Origin of the sequence: Mycoplasmopsis agalactiae 14628, assembly GCF_000266865.1 — a bacterium.
Classification (GTDB): Bacteria; Bacillota_I; Bacilli_A; order Mycoplasmatales; family Metamycoplasmataceae; genus Mycoplasmopsis; species Mycoplasmopsis agalactiae_A.
This window is the reverse complement of record NZ_AJPR01000011.1, coordinates 34,489-54,767: the sequence shown is the minus strand read 5'-3', so window position 1 is coordinate 54,767 and position 20,279 is coordinate 34,489. Positions and strand designations below refer to the sequence as shown.

At 29.6% G+C, this 20,279-nt stretch carries 11 protein-coding genes and 2 tRNA genes; 6 read left to right on the top strand and 7 right to left on the bottom strand.

Translation table 4 applies throughout. From position 1 onward, the window contains the following. Position 1: 1 nt before the first annotated feature. From MAGB_RS02270 to dnaA, 7 genes are all read right to left on the bottom strand, one after another. Entirely contained in the window at positions 2–820 is an 819-nt protein-coding gene (locus tag MAGB_RS02270; RefSeq protein WP_004024187.1) for an alpha/beta fold hydrolase, read from the bottom strand. A 1-nt stretch (position 821) separates the two neighbouring features. Next, positions 822–1,607 (bottom strand): alpha/beta hydrolase, encoded by a 786-nt coding sequence (locus MAGB_RS02265; RefSeq protein WP_004024186.1) that lies wholly within the window; start codon positions 1,605–1,607, stop codon positions 822–824. A gap of 80 nt (positions 1,608–1,687) precedes the next feature. Beyond that, positions 1,688–1,762: transfer RNA gene (locus MAGB_RS02260), tRNA-Gln, on the bottom strand. Positions 1,763–1,765: 3 nt separating this feature from the next. Beyond that, positions 1,766–1,849, bottom strand: a tRNA-Tyr gene (locus MAGB_RS02255). Between the two features lie 63 nt (positions 1,850–1,912). Next, positions 1,913–2,137 carry an RNA-binding S4 domain-containing protein gene (locus MAGB_RS02250; RefSeq protein WP_004024185.1) on the bottom strand — a complete coding sequence of 75 codons (225 nt, stop codon included), beginning with the start codon at positions 2,135–2,137 and terminating at the stop codon, positions 1,913–1,915. Position 2,138: 1 nt separating this feature from the next. Next, positions 2,139–3,248, bottom strand: a complete 1,110-nt coding sequence (locus tag MAGB_RS02245; protein WP_004024184.1) for a DNA polymerase III subunit beta — start codon at positions 3,246–3,248, stop codon at positions 2,139–2,141. A 134-nt stretch (positions 3,249–3,382) separates the two neighbouring features. Further along, on the bottom strand, positions 3,383–4,783 hold the full coding sequence (gene dnaA / locus MAGB_RS02240; RefSeq protein ID WP_004024183.1) for a chromosomal replication initiator protein DnaA: 1,401 nt from the start codon (positions 4,781–4,783) through the stop codon (positions 3,383–3,385). Between the two features lie 182 nt (positions 4,784–4,965). Here dnaA and MAGB_RS02235 point away from each other — a divergent pair, with 182 nt between their 5' ends. The 6 genes from MAGB_RS02235 to MAGB_RS02210 all read left to right on the top strand — a co-directional run bounded on the left by MAGB_RS02235 (position 4,966) and on the right by MAGB_RS02210 (position 20,195). Beyond that, on the top strand, positions 4,966–7,236 hold the full coding sequence (locus MAGB_RS02235) for an ATP-dependent DNA helicase (protein ID WP_004024182.1): 2,271 nt from the start codon (positions 4,966–4,968) through the stop codon (positions 7,234–7,236). After that, positions 7,236–7,802: an aminoacyl-tRNA hydrolase gene (pth, locus tag MAGB_RS02230; RefSeq protein ID WP_004024181.1), complete on the top strand. Its 567-nt coding sequence runs from the start codon at positions 7,236–7,238 to the stop codon at positions 7,800–7,802. Before MAGB_RS02235 ends, pth begins: the two co-directional genes overlap by 1 nt. Continuing rightward, positions 7,802–8,662, top strand: a complete 861-nt coding sequence (gene tilS, locus MAGB_RS02225) for a tRNA lysidine(34) synthetase TilS (protein ID WP_004024180.1) — start codon at positions 7,802–7,804, stop codon at positions 8,660–8,662. Before pth ends, tilS begins: the two co-directional genes overlap by 1 nt. Before the next feature lie 71 nt (positions 8,663–8,733). Next, the gene (gene ftsH / locus MAGB_RS02220) at positions 8,734–10,761 is read left to right on the top strand and encodes an ATP-dependent zinc metalloprotease FtsH (protein ID WP_004024179.1); all 2,028 of its coding nucleotides are present in this window, start codon (positions 8,734–8,736) and stop codon (positions 10,759–10,761) included. A 181-nt stretch (positions 10,762–10,942) separates the two neighbouring features. Continuing rightward, positions 10,943–19,114: an ABC transporter permease gene (locus MAGB_RS02215; protein WP_004024178.1), complete on the top strand. Its 8,172-nt coding sequence runs from the start codon at positions 10,943–10,945 to the stop codon at positions 19,112–19,114. Positions 19,115–19,121: 7 nt separating this feature from the next. Beyond that, positions 19,122–20,195, top strand: a complete 1,074-nt coding sequence (locus tag MAGB_RS02210) for an ABC transporter ATP-binding protein (RefSeq protein ID WP_004024177.1) — start codon at positions 19,122–19,124, stop codon at positions 20,193–20,195. Positions 20,196–20,279: the final 84 nt, after the last annotated feature.

Genomic DNA, 20,279 nt, shown 5'->3' with positions numbered 1-20,279 from the left:
TTTATAATGCTTTTGGTAAATTTTCCGAAGGCTTCTCAATGAATTCCTCGACAATCTTTATAAAGTTTTCTCAGTCTTCTTCAAACATCATATGCCCTGTTTTAGGCATTCATAGTGCTTGAACGCCTTTAACATTTTCCTTAAAATATTTAAGACAAAGCTCTCTATCCACAACTCCATCGTCTTCACCTAAAATTAGTAGAGCTGGAACATTAACAGATTGTAAAGCAAGCTCCAATTTATCATGAAAATAGTTGCTTATTAAATATTGGCCTAAACCAACTATTGTGGGGTTGTTAAAATCATATGGATCAAATGTATTTTTTACAAGTCTCATTCACGATTCGTTTGAAGTAAATTTTGTTACATCATAATATAATGATTTAAAAAAACCAATAAATTCATCAAAAGTTTTAGGAAAGTAATCTCTTAAAAAAGCTTCAGTAACATTTTGCGACGATTTGTTTGTTGGCGCTAAGTAAATTAGTTTTTTAAACAGCTCAGGTCTTTTTTGATAGGCAAGAGAAATTGTTCCGCCTCCCATAGAGTGACCTATTAATATAATGTTTTTTAGCTTATTATCATCTATAAACTTGATTAATAAATCTGAATAACATTCAACAGTGGCTTCATCGCCTTCTTTAATTTCGGTATGATTATTACCTGGAAATTGTAAAGCATAATAATTAGATCTAGTTCAATAGTTTTCGAAAATTTTAAAAGAATTTGGAGATGAATTAAAACCGTGACAGAAAATTATGTTTTCATTTGGATTATTATTGTCTTTGAAAACAAAATCATACTTATAGATTGTGTTCATATTATTTGTCCAAAAATGGTTCTAAAATTTTTATAAACGAATCTCAGTCTTCTAGATACATCATGTGCCCTGTTTTTGGAATTCAGTGAGCCTCAACATCTTTTACGTGCTTTTTAAAGTAATCAATACACTCTTCTCTTAAAATTACGCCGTCTTTTTCACCTAAAATTAATAAAGTTGGAACTTTAATAATTTTTAAAGTTTCTTCTATAGCATTAAAAACATTCATATCTGGCGTTCCTAGCTTAACAATATCAGGATTGTTGTACAAATAAGGATTAAAATTTTCTTTTTGCTCTTTAACTCAATGTGGATCTGATGTGAATTTTGAAATGTCATAGTAAAGTGAACGCATAAGGTCTAAGAAACCTTCATAATCTTTAGGAAAGTAGTCTTTTTTATATCTATCATATAATGCTAAGGCTGGTTTGTTCATTGGGGCTATATAAACTAGTTTCTTAAATAAATCAGGCCTTAATTGATAAGCTAAAGAAATTGTTCCACCTCCAAGAGAATGGCCTATTAAAGTTACATTTTTTAGATTATTTTTTTCAACAAATTTAACTAATAATTTTGCAAAACAAAAAACACTAGGTTCATCGTTTTCTAAAACGGGTGTTAAATTACTTGCTGGAAACTGAAGTGAATAATAATTTGATTTTGTTCAATAATTTTTAAAAATATCAAATCTGTCAGCTGTTGAATTAAGTCCATGACAGAAAATTATGTTTTCATTAGGATTATTATTGTCTTTGAAAACAACATTGTATTTATAAATTGGCTTCATAATAAAATTATACATTTATGCCTATAAAACAAATTAATTAGGAAAAATGAAATAAAAAAATGCTCTCTTTCGAGAACAAATGGCTGCCCCAGTTAGATTCGAACTAACGCGTGACGGAACCAAAACCCGTTGCCTTACCGCTTGGCTATGGGGCAAAATGGTGGAGGGGGAGGGATTCGAACCCCCGAACCGTGAGGAAGTGGGTTACAGCCACCCGCGTTTGGCCGCTTCGCTACCCCTCCAAAAGCTATTTTAAAAAATAGCAAAAATATTATAACACCAAATAAAATAAAAACAATTAATTGCTAAATATCTTGTTCTTTTTTAACAATATAAATGTTGCTGTTAATTGTTAGCAAGTCTCCGTTTTTAACTTTAGAGTTTCTTCCTTCTGGTTTTTTGTTATTAATTAAAACTTTGTTTTTTTCTAGATAAAATTTGGCTCCGCCGCCTGTTTGGATAAGTCCAATTTTTTTTAATAACTGGCCTATTGTAATAATGTTTTCTTGAATAAAAATTTCTGGTTTCATTTTACCTTCTGAGAGGGGTTATTATTTGTTTTGAATTTGGATTGTCTTTTGAAAATAAAACTATGTTTTGAATTTTTTCATCAATTAAAATATAGGTTTCGCCTTCAGTTATTGAAATAGCGTCTTTTAAATAATTAAAATTCATGTCGAAAACAAAAGGTGTTCCTTCAAGCATGAATTTGGTTGTTTTAACGTTGGAATCACCTAGTTCATCTAATTTTGTGTAAATATTTATTTCTTGGTTAGAAATCTTTAATTCAATTCTGTTTTGTTTGTCAGTTGATGAATTTATTCATATTTTGTTTAAAAGGTTGTTGAATTCAGTTTTTTCAATGGTGATTTTGTGTTTGGTTTCTGAGATTGCTTTGTTAAATAGTTGCTCTACATTGTGGTATGGTAAATCAGTGATTCTGGCTGTTATTGTTGTATCATCATATTCAACGCCAAATTTAATTGAATTGTAAAACATTGTAACAGTTTTGGGGACATCTGCTGGAAGTAGTTCCTTGACGTCTTTTGCATTAACGCTGAAGTCAAAATCTTCTAAAATTTGATTTGTTTTTATTGTGTAGTAAGCTAATCTGAATGTATCTGTTGCTGCAAGGTTTAATTTGTTTCCTGAACTTTTGAAATTGATACATTTGTATATTAAGTTAGCGCCGTTGCTTGCTGCAAAAGCAACATTTTTGACAGCTTTTTTGAATTCTTCAGTGTTAATTTGGAATTTCTTAATATTAATGTTTTCATCAATTTGAGGGAATGAACTGATTTCATTTAAAGTTAATGTATATACAGAATCTTGTTGTCTTATTTCCATTTTATTAAAATATGTTTTTATTTCAATAAAACCATTAAGTTTTTTGATTATACCTTTAAAATAGTTAGCTTGGACTAATAACTCGCCGTCTTCTTCAACAATAATTTTGTCATCATCAACTTTAATTTTTCTAACAATGTTTGTTATTTCGTTTGTTGCTTCAAATTTAACAAAATTATGATTTGCAGTTATTTTAATACACCTCATTCCATATAAAGAGCTAAGAGGATCAGAGAATCTTGAAACAACTTCGATAATTTCATCTAAAAAATTTTTATTTACAATAATTTTCATGTTTTCCTTAAATAATAAATATATGTTTTGTTAATTTGTGGATAAGTAGCAAAAAGCACAAATTTAGGTTATTTTTTAGATCTTTTTTGCAATTTTTGTACTTTTTTAATTGTTTAAAACCGTTTTTTAAAATGTTAATTTTTCTTAAAAATCTCGTTGCTTATCTCTGATATAGTTCTTTTGAAGGTTATATCTGATTGCTCGGTTTCTTTTTCAATTTTTCTAACTGCATTGATAATGGTTGAGTGGTCTCTATTGCCAAAAAACTTCCCAATTTGCTCTAAAGAGAGGTCTAATTGTTTTTTGACAATTCAAATTGCTATATGTCTAGCTAAAACAACGTCTTTTCTTCGGCTTTTACCTAATATTTCAGAGCGCGATAATTTATAGTATTTTGCAACATATTCAATAATTACGTCAGGAGTTACTTTTTCTTTAACTTGTTGGATGTCTTTAAGAATTGAGTTAACTATTGCTAATGTGTATCTAGAATTTGTTTTAACAATTTCGGAGTTATAGAACCTTAATCTATTTACAGCACCTATTAAGCTTCTGATGCTGTTTGCATAGTTTTTAACAATAAAATTTTTGGCATCATCTTCTCACAATTCAGGAGTCATTTTGTTAATGTCAATCATGTAGTCCAGAATTTTCAAAAGGTCAGCTTTTTGTGGCTCGTCAATTGAAAGTTGTAACCCCATTGAAAGACGGCTAATTAAACGAGCATCAAATGAATTTTGTAATGAATATATTGGTCTGTCTGAACAAATTATTGTTGTTCTTTTTTGATTTATTCTACTATCAAGAATGTTGAAGATTAGTTCAATTGTGGCTTTTTTATTGCCGATTCCGTAACTTTGGAAGTCATCAAACATGACAATATCAGCATTATCAAAATGATTTCTTATTTGTTTTAGTTTACGTTGGTCATTTTCTTGAAGAAAATACGATATATCTCTTGTGAAAGAATTGGCGTTTATGTACTTAACTGAAACTTCTTTTTTAAGAAGTTCATTGCATATTGCATTTAGCAAGTGAGTTTTCCCTATGCCGGATTTACCATAAATAAATATTGGGTTATAGTCTTCTTCGCCTTCAACAATTAGTTTTGCTATTCTAATTGCTTCCTTGTTAAAGTTGCCTTCAACATAGTTTTCAAAAGTTTTAGTTTTATCAACTTCACGATTTGAAAGCTCAATGTTTTCTATGGCAGCTTCTTTTCTTTCTCTTTTTACCTTCTTTTTAACAGCTGAATCTAGCAAAACAAAGCTAAAAGTACATTTACGTTCAAAAGTTTCATCTAAAGATTTTTGAATACTGCTTTCATAAGCTCTTATAACATATTGTGAGTTTGGGGTTATGTTGGTTGTTCCAATAGTTATGTGACCAATTTTTGAGACGTCTTTGATTTCAAAGTTAGCAAAAAAGTTTTTATAAAGCATCTGGTCGCCTAATTCTTGTCTAAGAATATCTAAAAAAGTTTCTGTATATGACCTTAAAGCAATTTCTTTATCATTTGGACTGTTGATATTCATATTAATATAATAATTAATAAATAATATAAATGATTTATAAAGTGTTTATATAACAAGTTATCCACAATTTTTTGCATAGTTATCCACATAAATATGTTGATAAAAAATGTGGCAAAAAATTTGAAAATATAATTGAACATAATTTAATTTGATAAGCCTTTAATATTCTATAATTAATAAAAATGTTTATAAGTAGTGAAAATAATTCGGAAGCCATTAGGCTAAAAGGAAAGTTTTTAGTTGTAAAGTGAAGCGGAGCTGATAATAACATTGCAAGAGAGCTCTGAATTTTTGAATCAAACCCTGAGAGAGAGCGTTTTTTCATTTACACCAATAAACAAGATATAAAAAGTTCATGTTTTTATGAAATTGAAGTTAAATTAAAAGCCTCAAAACGTTCAAAATATCAAAATGCAACATATGAGTTACTAAGTTGTAAAATTGTAAGCCCCGACAATGATAGTGATATTGAAAAAATGCTAGTAAGTAATGTAGCAGGTCTAGGAGTTAAGGGAATTCAAAGAATAAAAAGCGAGCTAGGATTTTCAAGCATCAAAGAACTATTTGATGATGTTGAATCTGCCCAAAACGTCTTAAAAACAGCCATATATGAAAATTTGAAAAATTTCATAAGTAGCTTTGATCAAAAGGATTATGACTTTTTTGCTGAAAATGGACTCTTGAAATTGTATGACAAGCTACATGCTAGATTTGAAAACAAGGACTTTGTTAGCAGGTATAAAAATAATGGTGATCCATATGAATTGTATGTTGATCATTGAATTGATTTTAAGTTAGTAGACCTTTTTGCACAATGTGTTAATAAAAATATTGAACCATACAAAATAATAAGAGCATTTACTTATAAAATATTAAGAACAAATTTTAATAACATTTGCACAATGTATTATGATGATTTACCATTTTACAAAAGTTTATGAAACTGGTATGAGGATTACAGAAGAGATAATTCGGATAACAGTACACTTTATGAGCAGTCATATGTTGTGTCATTGTTGTCGCTTCTGCTTCAAAAAAGAGACATAAGTGATGATTTAATTATTGAATCGCTAAATGCGATGATTCAGAGGGGCGAAATTTATTTTGATAATGAATCTAGACGCCTTTCATTAAATGAAGTATATGAACAAGAATTATTTGTTGCTAAAAAACTTCTCAAAATAAGAGATAGTGAGTTAAAACAACAAGTTATTCCGCTTCCATCTCAAAAATTGTCAGAAGAGCAAAAAAAAGCTTATGCAAGCGCATTAAATAACCCGCTTTCAGTTATAACTGGATATCCAGGAACAGGAAAAAGTTATTTAATTGCTTATATTGTTGAGACTTTATTAAAAGATAAGCATTATAAGAAAAAAGATATTGCAGTACTGACTCCTACTGGAAGGGCATCCACCATATTAACCTATAAAACAGGCATAGAAGCCAGAACCATACATAGCTTTTTAAAGCTATCTAAACCTGATGAGGACGATTCATTTATTGAATCTTTTGAAAAAGAGAATCCTATTAAAGTTGTTGTTGTTGATGAGTTTTCAATGGTTAGCTTGCCAATTATGTATGAATTATTAAAAACATGTACAAGCATTGAAAGACTTATTTTAGTAGGGGACAGAGATCAGCTGCCTTGCATTGGTAAGGGCAATTTGTTAGAAGATATTATTAACAGCAAGAAGTTTCCTACATTTGTATTAAAAGAAATTCATAGAACTGATAAAATTGACATATTTGAGCATTTTATAGCCATAAACGACAACAGGGTTCCTAAAATTAATACAGAAAATGTAAAGTTTATTGAGCAAAACGGAATACAGTTTTTAAGCAACATTGTTAAAATATATGAAGAAAAAGTAAACAAGTATTCAATTGATAATGTAATAATTTTACTTCCTTCATATTTAGAGTTTGGTCAGCCTGGAATTAATGAAGTTAACAAAAGACTTCAAGAATGAAATATAAAAAGAACAGGTGCTAAGAAAAATTTATCAATTCACAACAATTTAACTTTATTTGTTGGCGACAGAGTTATACAAACCGTAAATGATTATGACAGGAATGTTTTTAATGGTGAAATAGGCATTGTTGAAGAAATAAATACAGACAGCAGAAACACATTTATTGTCGTAGGCTTTGGCCAAGAAAAGAAAGTTAGATATAACAGGAGCGAGATTTTAGAAAACTTGTCACTAGCTTATGCTATAACCGTGCATAAATTTCAAGGGTCAGAAGCAAGCTGTGTTATTTTCGGAATTTTGAAAAACAGAGTTGAACATATGTTTACTAAAAAATTTATGTATACGGCTGTTTCAAGGGCAAAAGAGGAATTATTACTTTTAGGCTCTAAAGACTTATATATTCAAAAAATTCAATCTAGAAATGCTGATTTAAAACACTTTACTAATTTAAAATTATTAATAGAAAAAGAGGCAAAATAATGAAGCTAATTGTAGGTTTGGGAAATCCTGGCAATGAATATAGATTTACAAGACACAATGCAGGATTTTTAGCAATTGATAAAATTTGCGAAAAACTAAATATTTCACTAAACAAAGAAAAATTTAATGGAGAGTTTGCTGTTTCTGACGGTTTTATTTTAGCTAAGCCACTTACATACATGAATAAATCAGGTGATTTTGTTTATTCAATAGCTAGCTTTTATAAAATAAATCCTTCAGATATTATTGTTATTTATGACGATCTTAGTTTTTCAATTGGTCAAGCAGCTATAAAAATTGGCGGATCTAGTGCTGGACATAAAGGAATAGATAGCTTGATGAGTAAGTTCAGCAGCAATGATTTTAAAAGAATTAGAGTCGGGATAGGCGCAAATAACGGCACAACAATAAAAGATTATGTGCTTTCATTATTTACAAAAGATGAAATGATAATTGTTGAAGAAGTACTTGAAAAAGTTGCTGATGCAGCAATATCTTTAGTATACAATGATATCAATTTTGTTATGAACAAGTTCAATACTGAGAATAAAAAGAGAGTTATTTAGTGATTTTATTAGGAATTAGTGGCGGACCAGATTCTATGTATTTGCTAGATTTAATATCTAGCCAAAGAAGTGATATAGTGGTTGCAACTTTAAATTACAATGTTAGACAAGATTCAGCATATGATGTGGAGATAGTTAGAAATTTTTGCAAAGAAAAAAACATAATTTTTGAATATCTTGAAATTGACAAAAAAGCCTGTTTTAAAGGCAATTTTGAAAAATGAGCAAGAGAACAAAGGTTTGATTTTTTTAAAAAGATTTATGAAAAATATAATTGCGAGGCTCTATATTTAGCACACCATAAGGATGACTTTCTAGAAAGTTATTTTATGCAAAAAGAGTCTAAAAGACAACCGGATTTTTTTGGAATAAAGAAAGAAAATTATATTTATGAGATGAAAGTTGTCAGACCGCTTGTTGATAAAGTTTTTAAAAGTGAAATTTTAGAAACTTTGCATAACAAAAAGATTGAATATGCAAATGATTTTACTAATGAATTACCTATATACACAAGAAATAAAGTTAGGAGTTGACTAAAAAGCCTATCAAACAGTCAGAAAAGTCAAATTTTAGATGAAGCAGAAAAAGAAAATAATGAATTAGCAAGAATTGAAAACAAAGCGGTCTTAGAGTATGAAAAATGAAAAAATTCTAGCTTTAGCCAAGATTTATTTTTGACATTGAGCAACAAAGAGAGACTAGTATTCAAGTTTGTGCATGATAATTATTTAAACATAAAACTGTCAGGCGGCAAAATTAAGTCAATAATTGGCTTTATACTGAGCGACAATAGAACAAGCAAATATTTGATAAAAAACAACATTTTTATACAAAAAAAGCACGGGAAATTAGTTTTTTAATTTTTTGACTAATTAAAAAATTACATTAAAATTATAAACATTATATATAAATAAAAAGGAAGGAGAGTTGTATGGAAAATGAAAGAAAGCAAAAAATAACTAAAATAGTTCTCTGAACAATTCTTTCAGCAGTAATTCTTTTAATAATTACATTACTTCTCTGAAACCGTTTTAAACCACAAGTTAGACAAGGTAATTTTCAAGACTTTGTAAATGATATTGTGGCTGCTAGCAAAAGCATTGATGATAATACATATTTAGCAGAAGTAAAAATTGACGGAGTACAAGATATTGCTAAATATACGTTTGTAGAAAACGGAGTAGCAAGGCTTCGTGAAGTAAGCTTAGGCAAAGGTGTTGTTGAAAAAACGTTTTTGCTTCCAGATAAGTTTTATATAGGTGATAAAGAATATATTATTGCTAATTTACTAAAACATCCTGGTGCTGATGCTAATGTTCTATCAACACAATGAAGCACAGTAGGATTAGTATTAGAAAAACCAAATACGTTTGCTAGAATTGCTCTTTCTGTATTGCCAACATTATTATGAATAATTATTCTTTTCTGATTGTACCGTTCAATGATGAAAAGAAGCATGAACATGATTGGTGCTATTGGGGATGAAAAGAATCCAGCGCAAAAAATTAAAAGTGACAAAACCTTTAAAGATGTGGCCGGAAATAAAGAAGCAGTTGAAGAAATTAAAGAAATTGTTGATTATTTAAAAAATCCTAAAAAATACGAAATTGCTGGTGCAAGAATGCCTCATGGTATTTTATTAGGTGGTCCTCCTGGTACTGGTAAGACATTGTTAGCTAAAGCCACCGCAGGTGAAGCTAATGTTCCTTTCTACTTTATTTCAGCATCAAACTTTGTTGAAATGTTTGTGGGTTTAGGTGCTAAAAGAGTTAGAACTGTTGTTGATGAAGCACGTAAAAATGCTCCTGCGATAATATTTATTGATGAGCTTGATGCAATTGGTAGAACTAGGGGTTCAGGTATTGGTGGTGGTCACGATGAACGTGAGCAAACATTAAACCAATTGCTTGTTGAAATGGATGGAATGAAAGAAAACAATGGAATTCTATTCTTTGCTGCAACAAACAGAACCGACGTTTTAGACCCTGCATTAACTCGTCCTGGTAGATTTGACAGAACAATTACTGTTGGCCTTCCTGATGTAAAAGAACGTGAAGAAATACTTAATTTACATGCTAAAGGTAAAAGAGTTTCACCTAATGTTAATCTTGCACAAGTTGCAAAAAGAACACCTGGTTACTCTGGAGCACAACTTGAAAACGTTATAAATGAAGCTGGATTACTAGCTGTTAGAAGAGATTCTGAAATTATCGAACGTGATGACATTGACGAAGCTATAGATAGAGTTATGGCTGGACCTGCTAAGAAAAACAGAGTTATAACTAAGAGTGAGCTTACAATGGTTGCATATCATGAAGCTGGACATGCTGTTGTTGGTATCAAAATGCCTGGCGCAAATAAGGTACAAAAAATTACTATTATTCCACGTGGTCAAGCTGGTGGATACAACTTGATGACACCTGAAGAAGAAAAGTACAACTTAACCAAAAAAGAACTTATTGCAATGATTACAAGTTTTATGGGTGGTAGAGCTGCTGAAGAAATTATTTACGGGAAAGAAAATGTTTCAACAGGAGCTTCTGATGACTTACATAAAGCAACAAAAATTGCAAGAAAAATGGTTACTGAATGAGGTATGTCTGATTTAGGGCCTATTCAATATGAACAAGATGAAGGTTCTCCATTCTTAGGTAGAGACTACTTAAAATCAGCACAATTTTCAGCACAAGTTGCACATGAAATTGATATTGAAGTAAGAAACATAATTACTGAAGCAGAAAAGAAAGCCAAGGAAATTATTGAAGAAAACAGAGAGCTTCATGAGTTAATTAAGACAGCTTTATTAGAAAAAGAAACTATTGTTGCTGAAGAGATTGAGTACATTGCAAAAAATATGAAATTACCTTCAGAAAGCAAAGAAGAAAAAGCTGAAAATGTTAACCTTACAATAGACGATATATTGGATGGAAAATCTGAAGAAAAAGGAGAAACGATGTAGACCATCGTTTTTTCTTTTAATTATGGCAGACGAAAACAAGCATATCTGTCGACTAAAAAAGCTATAAAACATGCTTAAAAACTATTATTAGCAATGTATTGAGCACAAATAATAAATAATATTTTTTCTAAAAATATTAATATAATTTTTACACTTTATAATTAGGAATAATTTTTTTATTATGTGAAGATTATCTAAAGAAGTTTTTAAGTCATTATCTAAAAACAAAATTATGGTTATCGGCTTAAGTATACTTATATTTATTACTTCAGCTGTTTTTACTTTGCTTTCATCATTAAGATCATCAATTGTTACTGGTTTTGAAAATTACAAAAAGTTATCTGTAAAACATGATTTATCTGTGGATTTAAACCTGCCAAGCCAGGGAAGCGCCTTTAATCAAGGCTATTTTGTTAATGGGCAAGTTTTAGGACAAAATGGAGTAAAAGAGTACAAACCAATTAATTATTATTTAGCAAATGGTGAGGGCGAATATAAGGATTCTGTTGAGAATGTTTTGTATTTGCAAAATAACGAATTTATTAGTTTGAGTAATTTTACTGGTATTGACAATAATGGAAATGGAAGCCTTAATAATTACTATATTAAAAAAGATGATTTAGATATTCTTTATTCAATTTATTCTGCCAATCCTAGCAATTCAATTGTTGAGTTTAAATTAGGAAAAGATCAAAATGATGCGGGCAACGCAAGTTTTAAATTAAAAAAAGAAGACAAAAACTTTATTTTTTATGAGAAAAAAGGCAATAAATTTGAAGTTGTTACTGAAAGTAAAAACATACAAAATACTGATAAAGTTAAATTTGATAAAGAGAATCTAACTCTTTCAGATTTAATGATTCTTAAAAAAGGAACAGATCCAAACAAACCAAATCTTGTTTATGCGGAGCAAGTTCAACCTTTATTTATAAATGTTTTGGATAAAAAAATTACCAATGAATACAGTGTCGGTCAAAGATGATTAGCAGAAAATAAAGGTATTATTATTCCTGCAAATGAATGAATTGAAAAGTTTGGTTTTAAAAAGGTTTCAGACAATAATTTTGTATTTATCAATGATGGAAGCAACAGCAATTTATCTAAATTTTTAGAAAAAGGCGAAACATCAACTCAGCCTGCTGGTAGTGCAACAACAACCACCAATAACACTGATTTATTGGATGAAAAGTCAAAAGTAAAAAGCGAATGAACAATTAGTGATTTTTACAATAAATCAACAATCGAAGTTAAGCCAGCAAAAATTTTGACAATTAAAAAAGACAAGGAAATCAAAATAAATAAAGATTTGCTTGCCAAAAAAACTAGAAATGTTTTATTTGAAAGATGAAACTATCACACAACATTTACTGGTGATAACAAGAATCTTTGAACTGGTGCTTTTAAAACCTTTATGGAAGAGCTTGAAAGTAGCAAAAATGATCCTAAATCAGTTAATTATAAAAAATGAAAAGAATTAGCCGAGTTTTCTAACTGAATTAAAAATATTAAAACTGTTTTTGAACCTTATAATAACACTAAATTATCTAAAAAAGAGGTTAATATTAGTGTTCCAATTAATGATGCTGACATAAAACAAAAGATATATAATGCTGATAATTCCAACAATAATATAAATGAATCTAGAACTAATTTCCCAGGCGGAAGATCCTATAAAATAGATAAATCTGGTGCAAAAAGCATTCTTGAAATAGAGACATTTGTAGATAAAAATCAAGCAAACTACAACAAAGCATTGTTAGAAGCTATTAATGACAAAGATTTAAAAAACAAGAGTTTTAATTTAATTAAGCAAGAAGCATATGAAGTAACTAAAAAAATAATTATTGACAAGATTGCTAATGAAGTTGGCGGCAGAGAAAATCTAGGTTTAAGAAAAACTATAACTGTAGATGCAATTGATGAAAAGACAAAGAAGCAAAATGTTTTTCACTTTATAAACATTGGCGATGAAAAAGGTGAAGTTGATGGCATTAAACTTAATGTAGGAAAATTATTTGAAGAGCAAAAAAGAAAGAGTGCTTTAATTCCTTCTAGCAAGTTTGATGATTCGGTTTATAAAGAGAATCAGTTGCCACCATATATTGCATCATTACTTATACAATCAATAGGCAGAAATCTTTTCCCAGATCCTAAGTATGTTGAGCCAATTTATGAATTTGCTGAAGTAACTGATATAAATCCAGTTACAAAAGGTATTAGAAAAGAAAGCTCTAAAATTGTTTTATTAAACAAATATTTAATTGATAGAAATAATAAAAACATTGATTCTAAAACTTTAGAGTCTGAGTATAAGAAACTAAATTTAGGGATAACTTTTAGAGGAAACAACTATAAATTAGTCACTTTAGCAAATTCTGATGGACAGTTATTTTGAAAAACAATTCATATTGATGGAGCTGGAGAACACGGGTTTGATAAAGGCTTATTGACCAAATGAATGGAACATAATAAAGTTACATTAGCAACTAAATTTATTAAAACTGATGATTATGGATGAGCTAAAAAAGATCAATCATTAGCGAATATATCTTATGTTCCTACTCAATTTTTATCTCCTAAAGCCGAATTAATTAATGATATTTTAGCTACAGGAAAAGTTGATTTCTTAGCTGAAGCTATCGAGAAGGAATTGTTAGATTCTGTTTTAGTTAAGGATGAATTTATTTCACAAGAAAATGTGTTTCAAATTACTAAAGCAGTAAAAAAAGTATTAAATAGTAACAATTTTGCTAATGCATTTACTTCATCAAAAATTAATAAAGAGCTGCTTCCAAAAATAGGATTAGATTTACTTTATGAACTAAGCCACAGTGATTCTGGGAATATATTCAAAAGTGTTTTGTTTAACATTTTTGAAAAAGTTAAGGCTAAATTGAATGAAAAAGGTGGTTTAGAAAGTCAGAAAAAATATTTAATTGAAGAAGTAAATAATATTTATTCTTTAATAGCTGGTTTAGCAGGAATTGACATCAATAAATTTTTAAGTGCTGAAGATCTTGTTAATCTTTCTAATGATCCTAAAGAAGTTATAAATGCATTTCAAAATATTATTGGAAGCATTGATGCTTATAATTTTAGTAAGTTAGCTAATGAGTGATACAAGAGTGAATGAAAGAAACAAGTTGAGCATAATAATGAGAAATACACAAATAGATTAAGTTCAGGATTATTAATTGATTGATTATTTAAGTCAGTTGACCAAAAGACCCTTAAAGCAGGCTTAAAAGCATTTATTAACAATTTAGATTTTCAAAAAGTGCTTAATTTAGATGATAAAAACAGTCTGCTATACAAAAAATTAAATGATTCTGTTCCTTCATTAATTGACGGTATCAAAATATTACTCGCAAAAGTAAGTAAAGATGGAAAATTTGAGAATGTTAAAGAAGGATTAAATAGTATTTTACAGAACATTGATTTCAATGTTTTATCTGACTATTTAAGAGAACACTTAACTACTAGTTATTTTGAATATAAGAAGTCTGATTTTGATTACGAATCAAACAAAGAAAAGGTGTTTAAAGAAAAAGTTGCCTTAAAAACCATAAGGCCTAAAGATGGAATGATGGCTTTAATTTACGGATTGTTCTATAATCCAGGCACAAACAGAGAGTTTAAAGCAAATATTATTAAGATGTTTAACTTGTCTGATAAGGTAAGCACATTGAAAACTGAAGACAGTTCAGGCTCAGTGATTACACCTGATTCTGATGATGAGAAACTGAGTTTTAGTGACTTTTTAGCCTTTTTTCCCGCACTTTTAAGCGCTGATCAAAGCAAAGCAATATTCAAAAACCAACAAATTAATAATGATCTTTCTTATGCAAAAGAACATATTCAAAAAGTTATTTCAACTAAAGGCAATTCAGTAGGACTACATGAGTTAGATATTAAAGCCATAGAGATCTTAAAGAAATTTAGCATAATAACTAATGAAATTACCATAGACAAAAAAGTTATTGAAAAACTTGATAGAGTTCAGCGTTTTATTATCCAAACAACCACAAGTTTGGATGAAAAAATAAAGATTGTTTCAGAAAAAAATAAGACACTTGCTGATTTAATTTATGACTTAAATAATTTCAATGAAGGCGATGAAAACTGGAAAACTTGAAAAAGTGTGGTTGCTATATATGGACAGGCAAATGTAGTAAATAAATTTTCACTTGGAGCCCAAGCTTTTGATTTACTAATTCCTTGAATAAACACGTTAACTTATAACAAGAATGTAACGCAAAAAGAAGCCTTACAATTTGTTAAAGATTTCTTGACGTTAAGCATTGATAAAAGTATTTTAGATGAAATCAATAAGCTAGCTCAGGACGAAAACTTGCCAAGGTTTAATAGCACTAATTTTGGACTTTCAATAGCATTACACAGACCTGAACAAGTTACTGTTTTTAATGAATCTAATGGCAAATTTACCAATGCTAAAGTTGAAGAATTAGCAAGTAAAAATCCAAAATTCAGAAGTTATTTATCTAGCCAAAAGCGCAGTTTGATAGAGCTTTTGGGCTTAATTGGTGCTAGCCAACAGTATTCAAAAAATGATAAACAACCAACTGAAGCAGGCAAGATTTATGCACCTAATGGAATTTATTATGAAACCATCAAAAAGGCTGTTGATAGATACTTTGCTACTAAAGATTTTTGAGAAATAAAAGATATTGTTTTATTAATTGCTCGTTCAATGCAAATTAATTTCCCAATTGAATTGTTTGGATTATCTAGAATAATCATAAACCCCGTTTTAAGAAGCATGTATCCACAGTTAATGACTTCATTCCTTTCAACGCAAAAACAAAGTTTAGGAAAAATTAATGGTAATTTAGCTTACATTGTTTCTAATAGAATTGGAAATTTTGAAGAAATTATTAGAGACAACTCTAAAAAGTTAGAATTAGAAGCATATTTTGAGCAAATATGAGCCAATAAAGACACATCATTAGTTCCGCTTGATTATAGTGAAGAAATCACTTTGGCTTTAGATGGCGCTAGAGTAAATAAAATATTCAATGAACAAACCAAGAAAGCAACTATCTTTGGCATAGATTTTCTGAATTTAGCTGGCAAAGTAGTGAACGGAATTGTTGAGCCTAAAGAGTTAAAAGACATTGTGTTTAATGATATAAATAGCTATTATGCTAAAGTTAATTATGCTTACTTATCAAAAAACAATAAAGCTATTTACAATGGTGAGCTTCCAAGAAATAATGTTGAAATGGAAAGTTTACTTAACACAATTTATGACAAATATATTCTGGATGTTAATGGAATTAAGTTTTTAATAGTTGGTGAAGATACAACAGTTGATTATATTTATCCTGTTATTGATGAAAACCATTTACAAGTTAATACACAAAATCAAGCATTAGTGTATTTAAATAATTACGGTTTTTCTAGAATTATGGCCGCTTACCAAGGAAATGTTGTTAAGAAAAATCTTTTAGTTGTTAATGGATCAAAAAACAGTAGTGATGTAGTTAAAAGAAATATTACAAACATAGTTGATAGCTCAATTAGTGATGCGAATAAGCTTAAGAGAGTGTTTTCATATGATGAGCTAGATCCTATTAACCCTGAAAGGGCTTTAAGAATAACAACTATTGAAGGCATGATTAATGTAATTTCAAGTTCAATAATTGCTTTAATGTCACTATTTATTATTGTGGTTTCAGTAGCAATAATATTCATTATTAGAAGATATATTGCTAACAAAGCTAAAGTGTTTGGTATATTGCTTGCACAAGGTTATAGGCCAATTGAAATTGCTATTTCATTATTACCATTTGCAATGGTTACTTCATTAATAGGTGGTATATTAGGATATTCAATTGGATTTAGAACACAGATATTGTTGCAAAACGTGTTTTCTAATTATTGGACGCTACCTAAATCGGCTATACCATTTGACTTCTTCTCACTTTTCTTTAATGTGTTTATACCATTTTTGGGAATGAGCTTGTTAATTATTGTTGTTGCACTTATTTCGCTAAGAAAAAGTTCAATTGACTTAATAACTGGTGTTGATGATGCGCCTAGAGGCAGGCTATTCAACAAGATTAAGAAGAAGTTTATTAACAAGAAAAGTGTTAAGAAACGTTTCAGTTTCACCCTTGCTTATAGTGGTTTTTGGAAACTGGCTTCATTTGGTGGATCGGTGTTATTGACATCAATAGCGACAATGTTTGGGTTAGCTAACTACAAGACGTTCAACAACACAATTAATGACACTTATAAAAATAGAGACTATAGATTTAAGATTGATTTAGAATCTCCTACAACTGAAGGTAAATATTATTCATTGTATAATCCAAGTGAACTAAAAGATCTGATTTATACACCTATTGGTTCATTGAATGAAGGAAATAGAGAGACTGCTGATTACTTTAAACCAGGAAAATCAAGCATAATAAATCCAGATAATACAGCAAATGGAAATCCAGGTGAGTTTGCTCCGCACTTGCTTTCACAATTTAGTGTAAATGTGACTGTGGATGCTGGTGTTGCTGCTGATCCTTGGTTGATAGCATACAATGGTATGCCTGATAGTCAGAAAGCTAAAATTGATAAAATAAGGGATCTAGTTGGACATCAATTAGAATGGACGCAAAGTCTTGATGAAAATGGTAAACTAATAACTGATCCAAATAAGCCTGTAATTAAGGTAGATTCGAACGGTTTGATGTCATATGAAGATGCATCGGGCAAGAAATATGATTTCTTTAAGTATTACAAATCACCAAATGATAAGCAAGGCAGTTTCAGACTTGCACACTGGGATTTAGCTAACAATGAATATGTTATGAAGACAATAAAAACAGGTAATAATGGCGGAAGAAATGAATATAGAGATTTCTTGGTTAAGGCATACCAAAAGAATGATATTGTCAGAATGCAACATGAAAAATTGCTTGCAGAAGGAAAAGAATTAATTAATCCTATTACAAATTGAACTATATCAAGAAGCAATTCTGATTTTTGGTTAGTAGATAAATCTGATTTAGACAGACAATGAGTTAATGACTATTTTATAGGCTTTGGCGGAATTTTATTTGATAAACACTATGATGAAACATATACATATATTAATGGTTCATACAATAATATAAGCGCCAAAATATATGGATATAGAAAGCCTGGCGATATAAAGAGTGCCAAGGTTAAGTTAATTGACAAAAACGGCAATAACTTGTATGATGCTTTATATGACTTTAAGGTCGAAAACAATATCTATCCATTAGTTGTTAATGATGTTTTTGCTAAAAAGCATAAATTAGAAATTAATGATCAAATTGATTTTGTTATTTCGAATAGAGTTGATAGATATAGACAAAAATTATTAGAAAAAATTTATACCAATAATCCTATAAAACAGGATGATTTGAAAAAACAATATAGCAAGAATATTAATGCTAAATTTAAAATAGTTGGTATTAATCCTACATATATTAATGATGAATTAATAACAACACACAGTGCAGCTAATTTATTAGTAGGCTTGCCTGATAATGAAAGTAGCTTTAACGGTGTGTTAACACAAAACGCAAACCCAGTGCAAGTTACTGAATCTGCTGGATTATATTCACCAAGTGGATATTGAGCCGGTCTTGATGGCTTTGATGTTAGTTCGCTAGATCAGGGAACAGTTAAGAAAATGTTTGATGAAATTTTTAAAGTTTCAGATACACCTGAAAAAGGTGGGGTGTTACAAAGCCAACATGGACTAACTAAAGATGAAATTGCTAAGTTCTTAGATCCAAAAGCAGAGAAATTCAGCGAATCACTTTATGAAAGTGCCAAAAATTCAGCTAAGGCTCACATTGAAGACTTTAGTAGGATTTATGAAAATAAATTGTTTATTGCACTAAGCAATTCAATTGATTCAAGAAACATTGAAGTAGGATTTGTGGTGCAAGTTGGACACACAATTGAACAAATTAGCATATTTATAATAGTTATAAACTTTGTTATTTCGCTAATGATATTAATAATAATGTCGTCAATTATCGTTAGCGAAAATGAAAGAAATATTGCTATTTGATCAATATTAGGCTACTCACAAAGAGAAAAATTAATGATGTTTTTTGGAGCATTTATACCGTTCTTGGTTGCTGCATTAATTATTTCAATACCTATAGTGATCGCCATGATAAATGTGTTTGGATCATTCTTGCTTTCATCATCATCTATTGCGCTGTTATTGTCACTAAAATGGTGGCATGTGCTAATAACTTCAGGCTTAATGCTTATCATATTTGCTGTAACATCTATTTCAGTTTGAATTAGTATTAACAAGATGAAGCCAGTTGACTTATTGAAAGGTAAATAATTAACTTATGGATATCAATAACAAAGATAAAGACTTATTTAACATTGATGAGTCATCTGAATTAAATGAAGGCAAAAATGTTGATAGTAAAAGAGCTATAAAGCATACTAAAAAAGCCAAGGGGCATAAAGATAAAAAGAGTAAATCATTAACGTCTGAAGAAATAATCGAAGATAACCTCCAAACCATTGAAATAGGCGTGGACGTCAAAATTACAAAGGACAATTTGTTTGATATTTTGGATCAAAATAGCAAGAAGAAAAACATTATTGTTCCTAGAAAAATAAGATCAATTTTAAATAAAATAAACAGTAAAAAAAGAAAAATTGATGAAGGGTTTTATACAAAAAACTCTCCTGGGCTTGTGATTGAAGTTAAAAACGCAAGTAAATATTATGTTAATGACAACATTGTAACTAGAGTATTAAAAAATGTTTCAATGGATGTTAGACAAGGTGAATTAATGCTAATTTATGGCATTTCTGGTGGTGGAAAAAGTACGCTTTTAAACCTTATTAGTGGCTTAGATAGACCAAGCAAGGGCGATGTAATAGTCTGCGATGAGAACTTGCCTTATTTGTCTAATAATAAACTAACTTTATTTAGGAGAAAGCATGTTAGTTTCATATTCCAAAACTACAATTTGCTAGCTAATTTAAATGCTTATGACAATGTTGAAACCGGTGGATATTTACAAACAGATAAAAGCAAAAAATTAGACATTGTTGAAATGTTTAAAAAGTTCGAAATGGAAGAAGAAATGCACAAGTTTCCATCTCAAATGTCAGGAGGACAGCAACAAAGAGTTTCAATAATGAGAGCACTATCTAAAAATTCTGAAATTATTTTTGCTGATGAACCAACAGGAGCACTTGACGAGAGCACGACCAAAATTGTCTTAAGACTCTTATATGAAATTAATAAGCAAAATAAAACAACTGTGGTTATGGTTTCACATAACCCTGTAATGGCAGCCATGGCCGACAGGATTGTGCATGTTGTTGAAGGAAGAATTTCTAAAATTGAGGTAAACCAAAACCCTATCCATCCTGACCAAATTGACTTATTTAAAGGTGAATAAGAAAAAAAGCACACGGCAGTGCTTTTTTATTTTTTTAACAAGTTTATTCAAGAGAAGTTACAAAAGCAAATAATACATTATAAT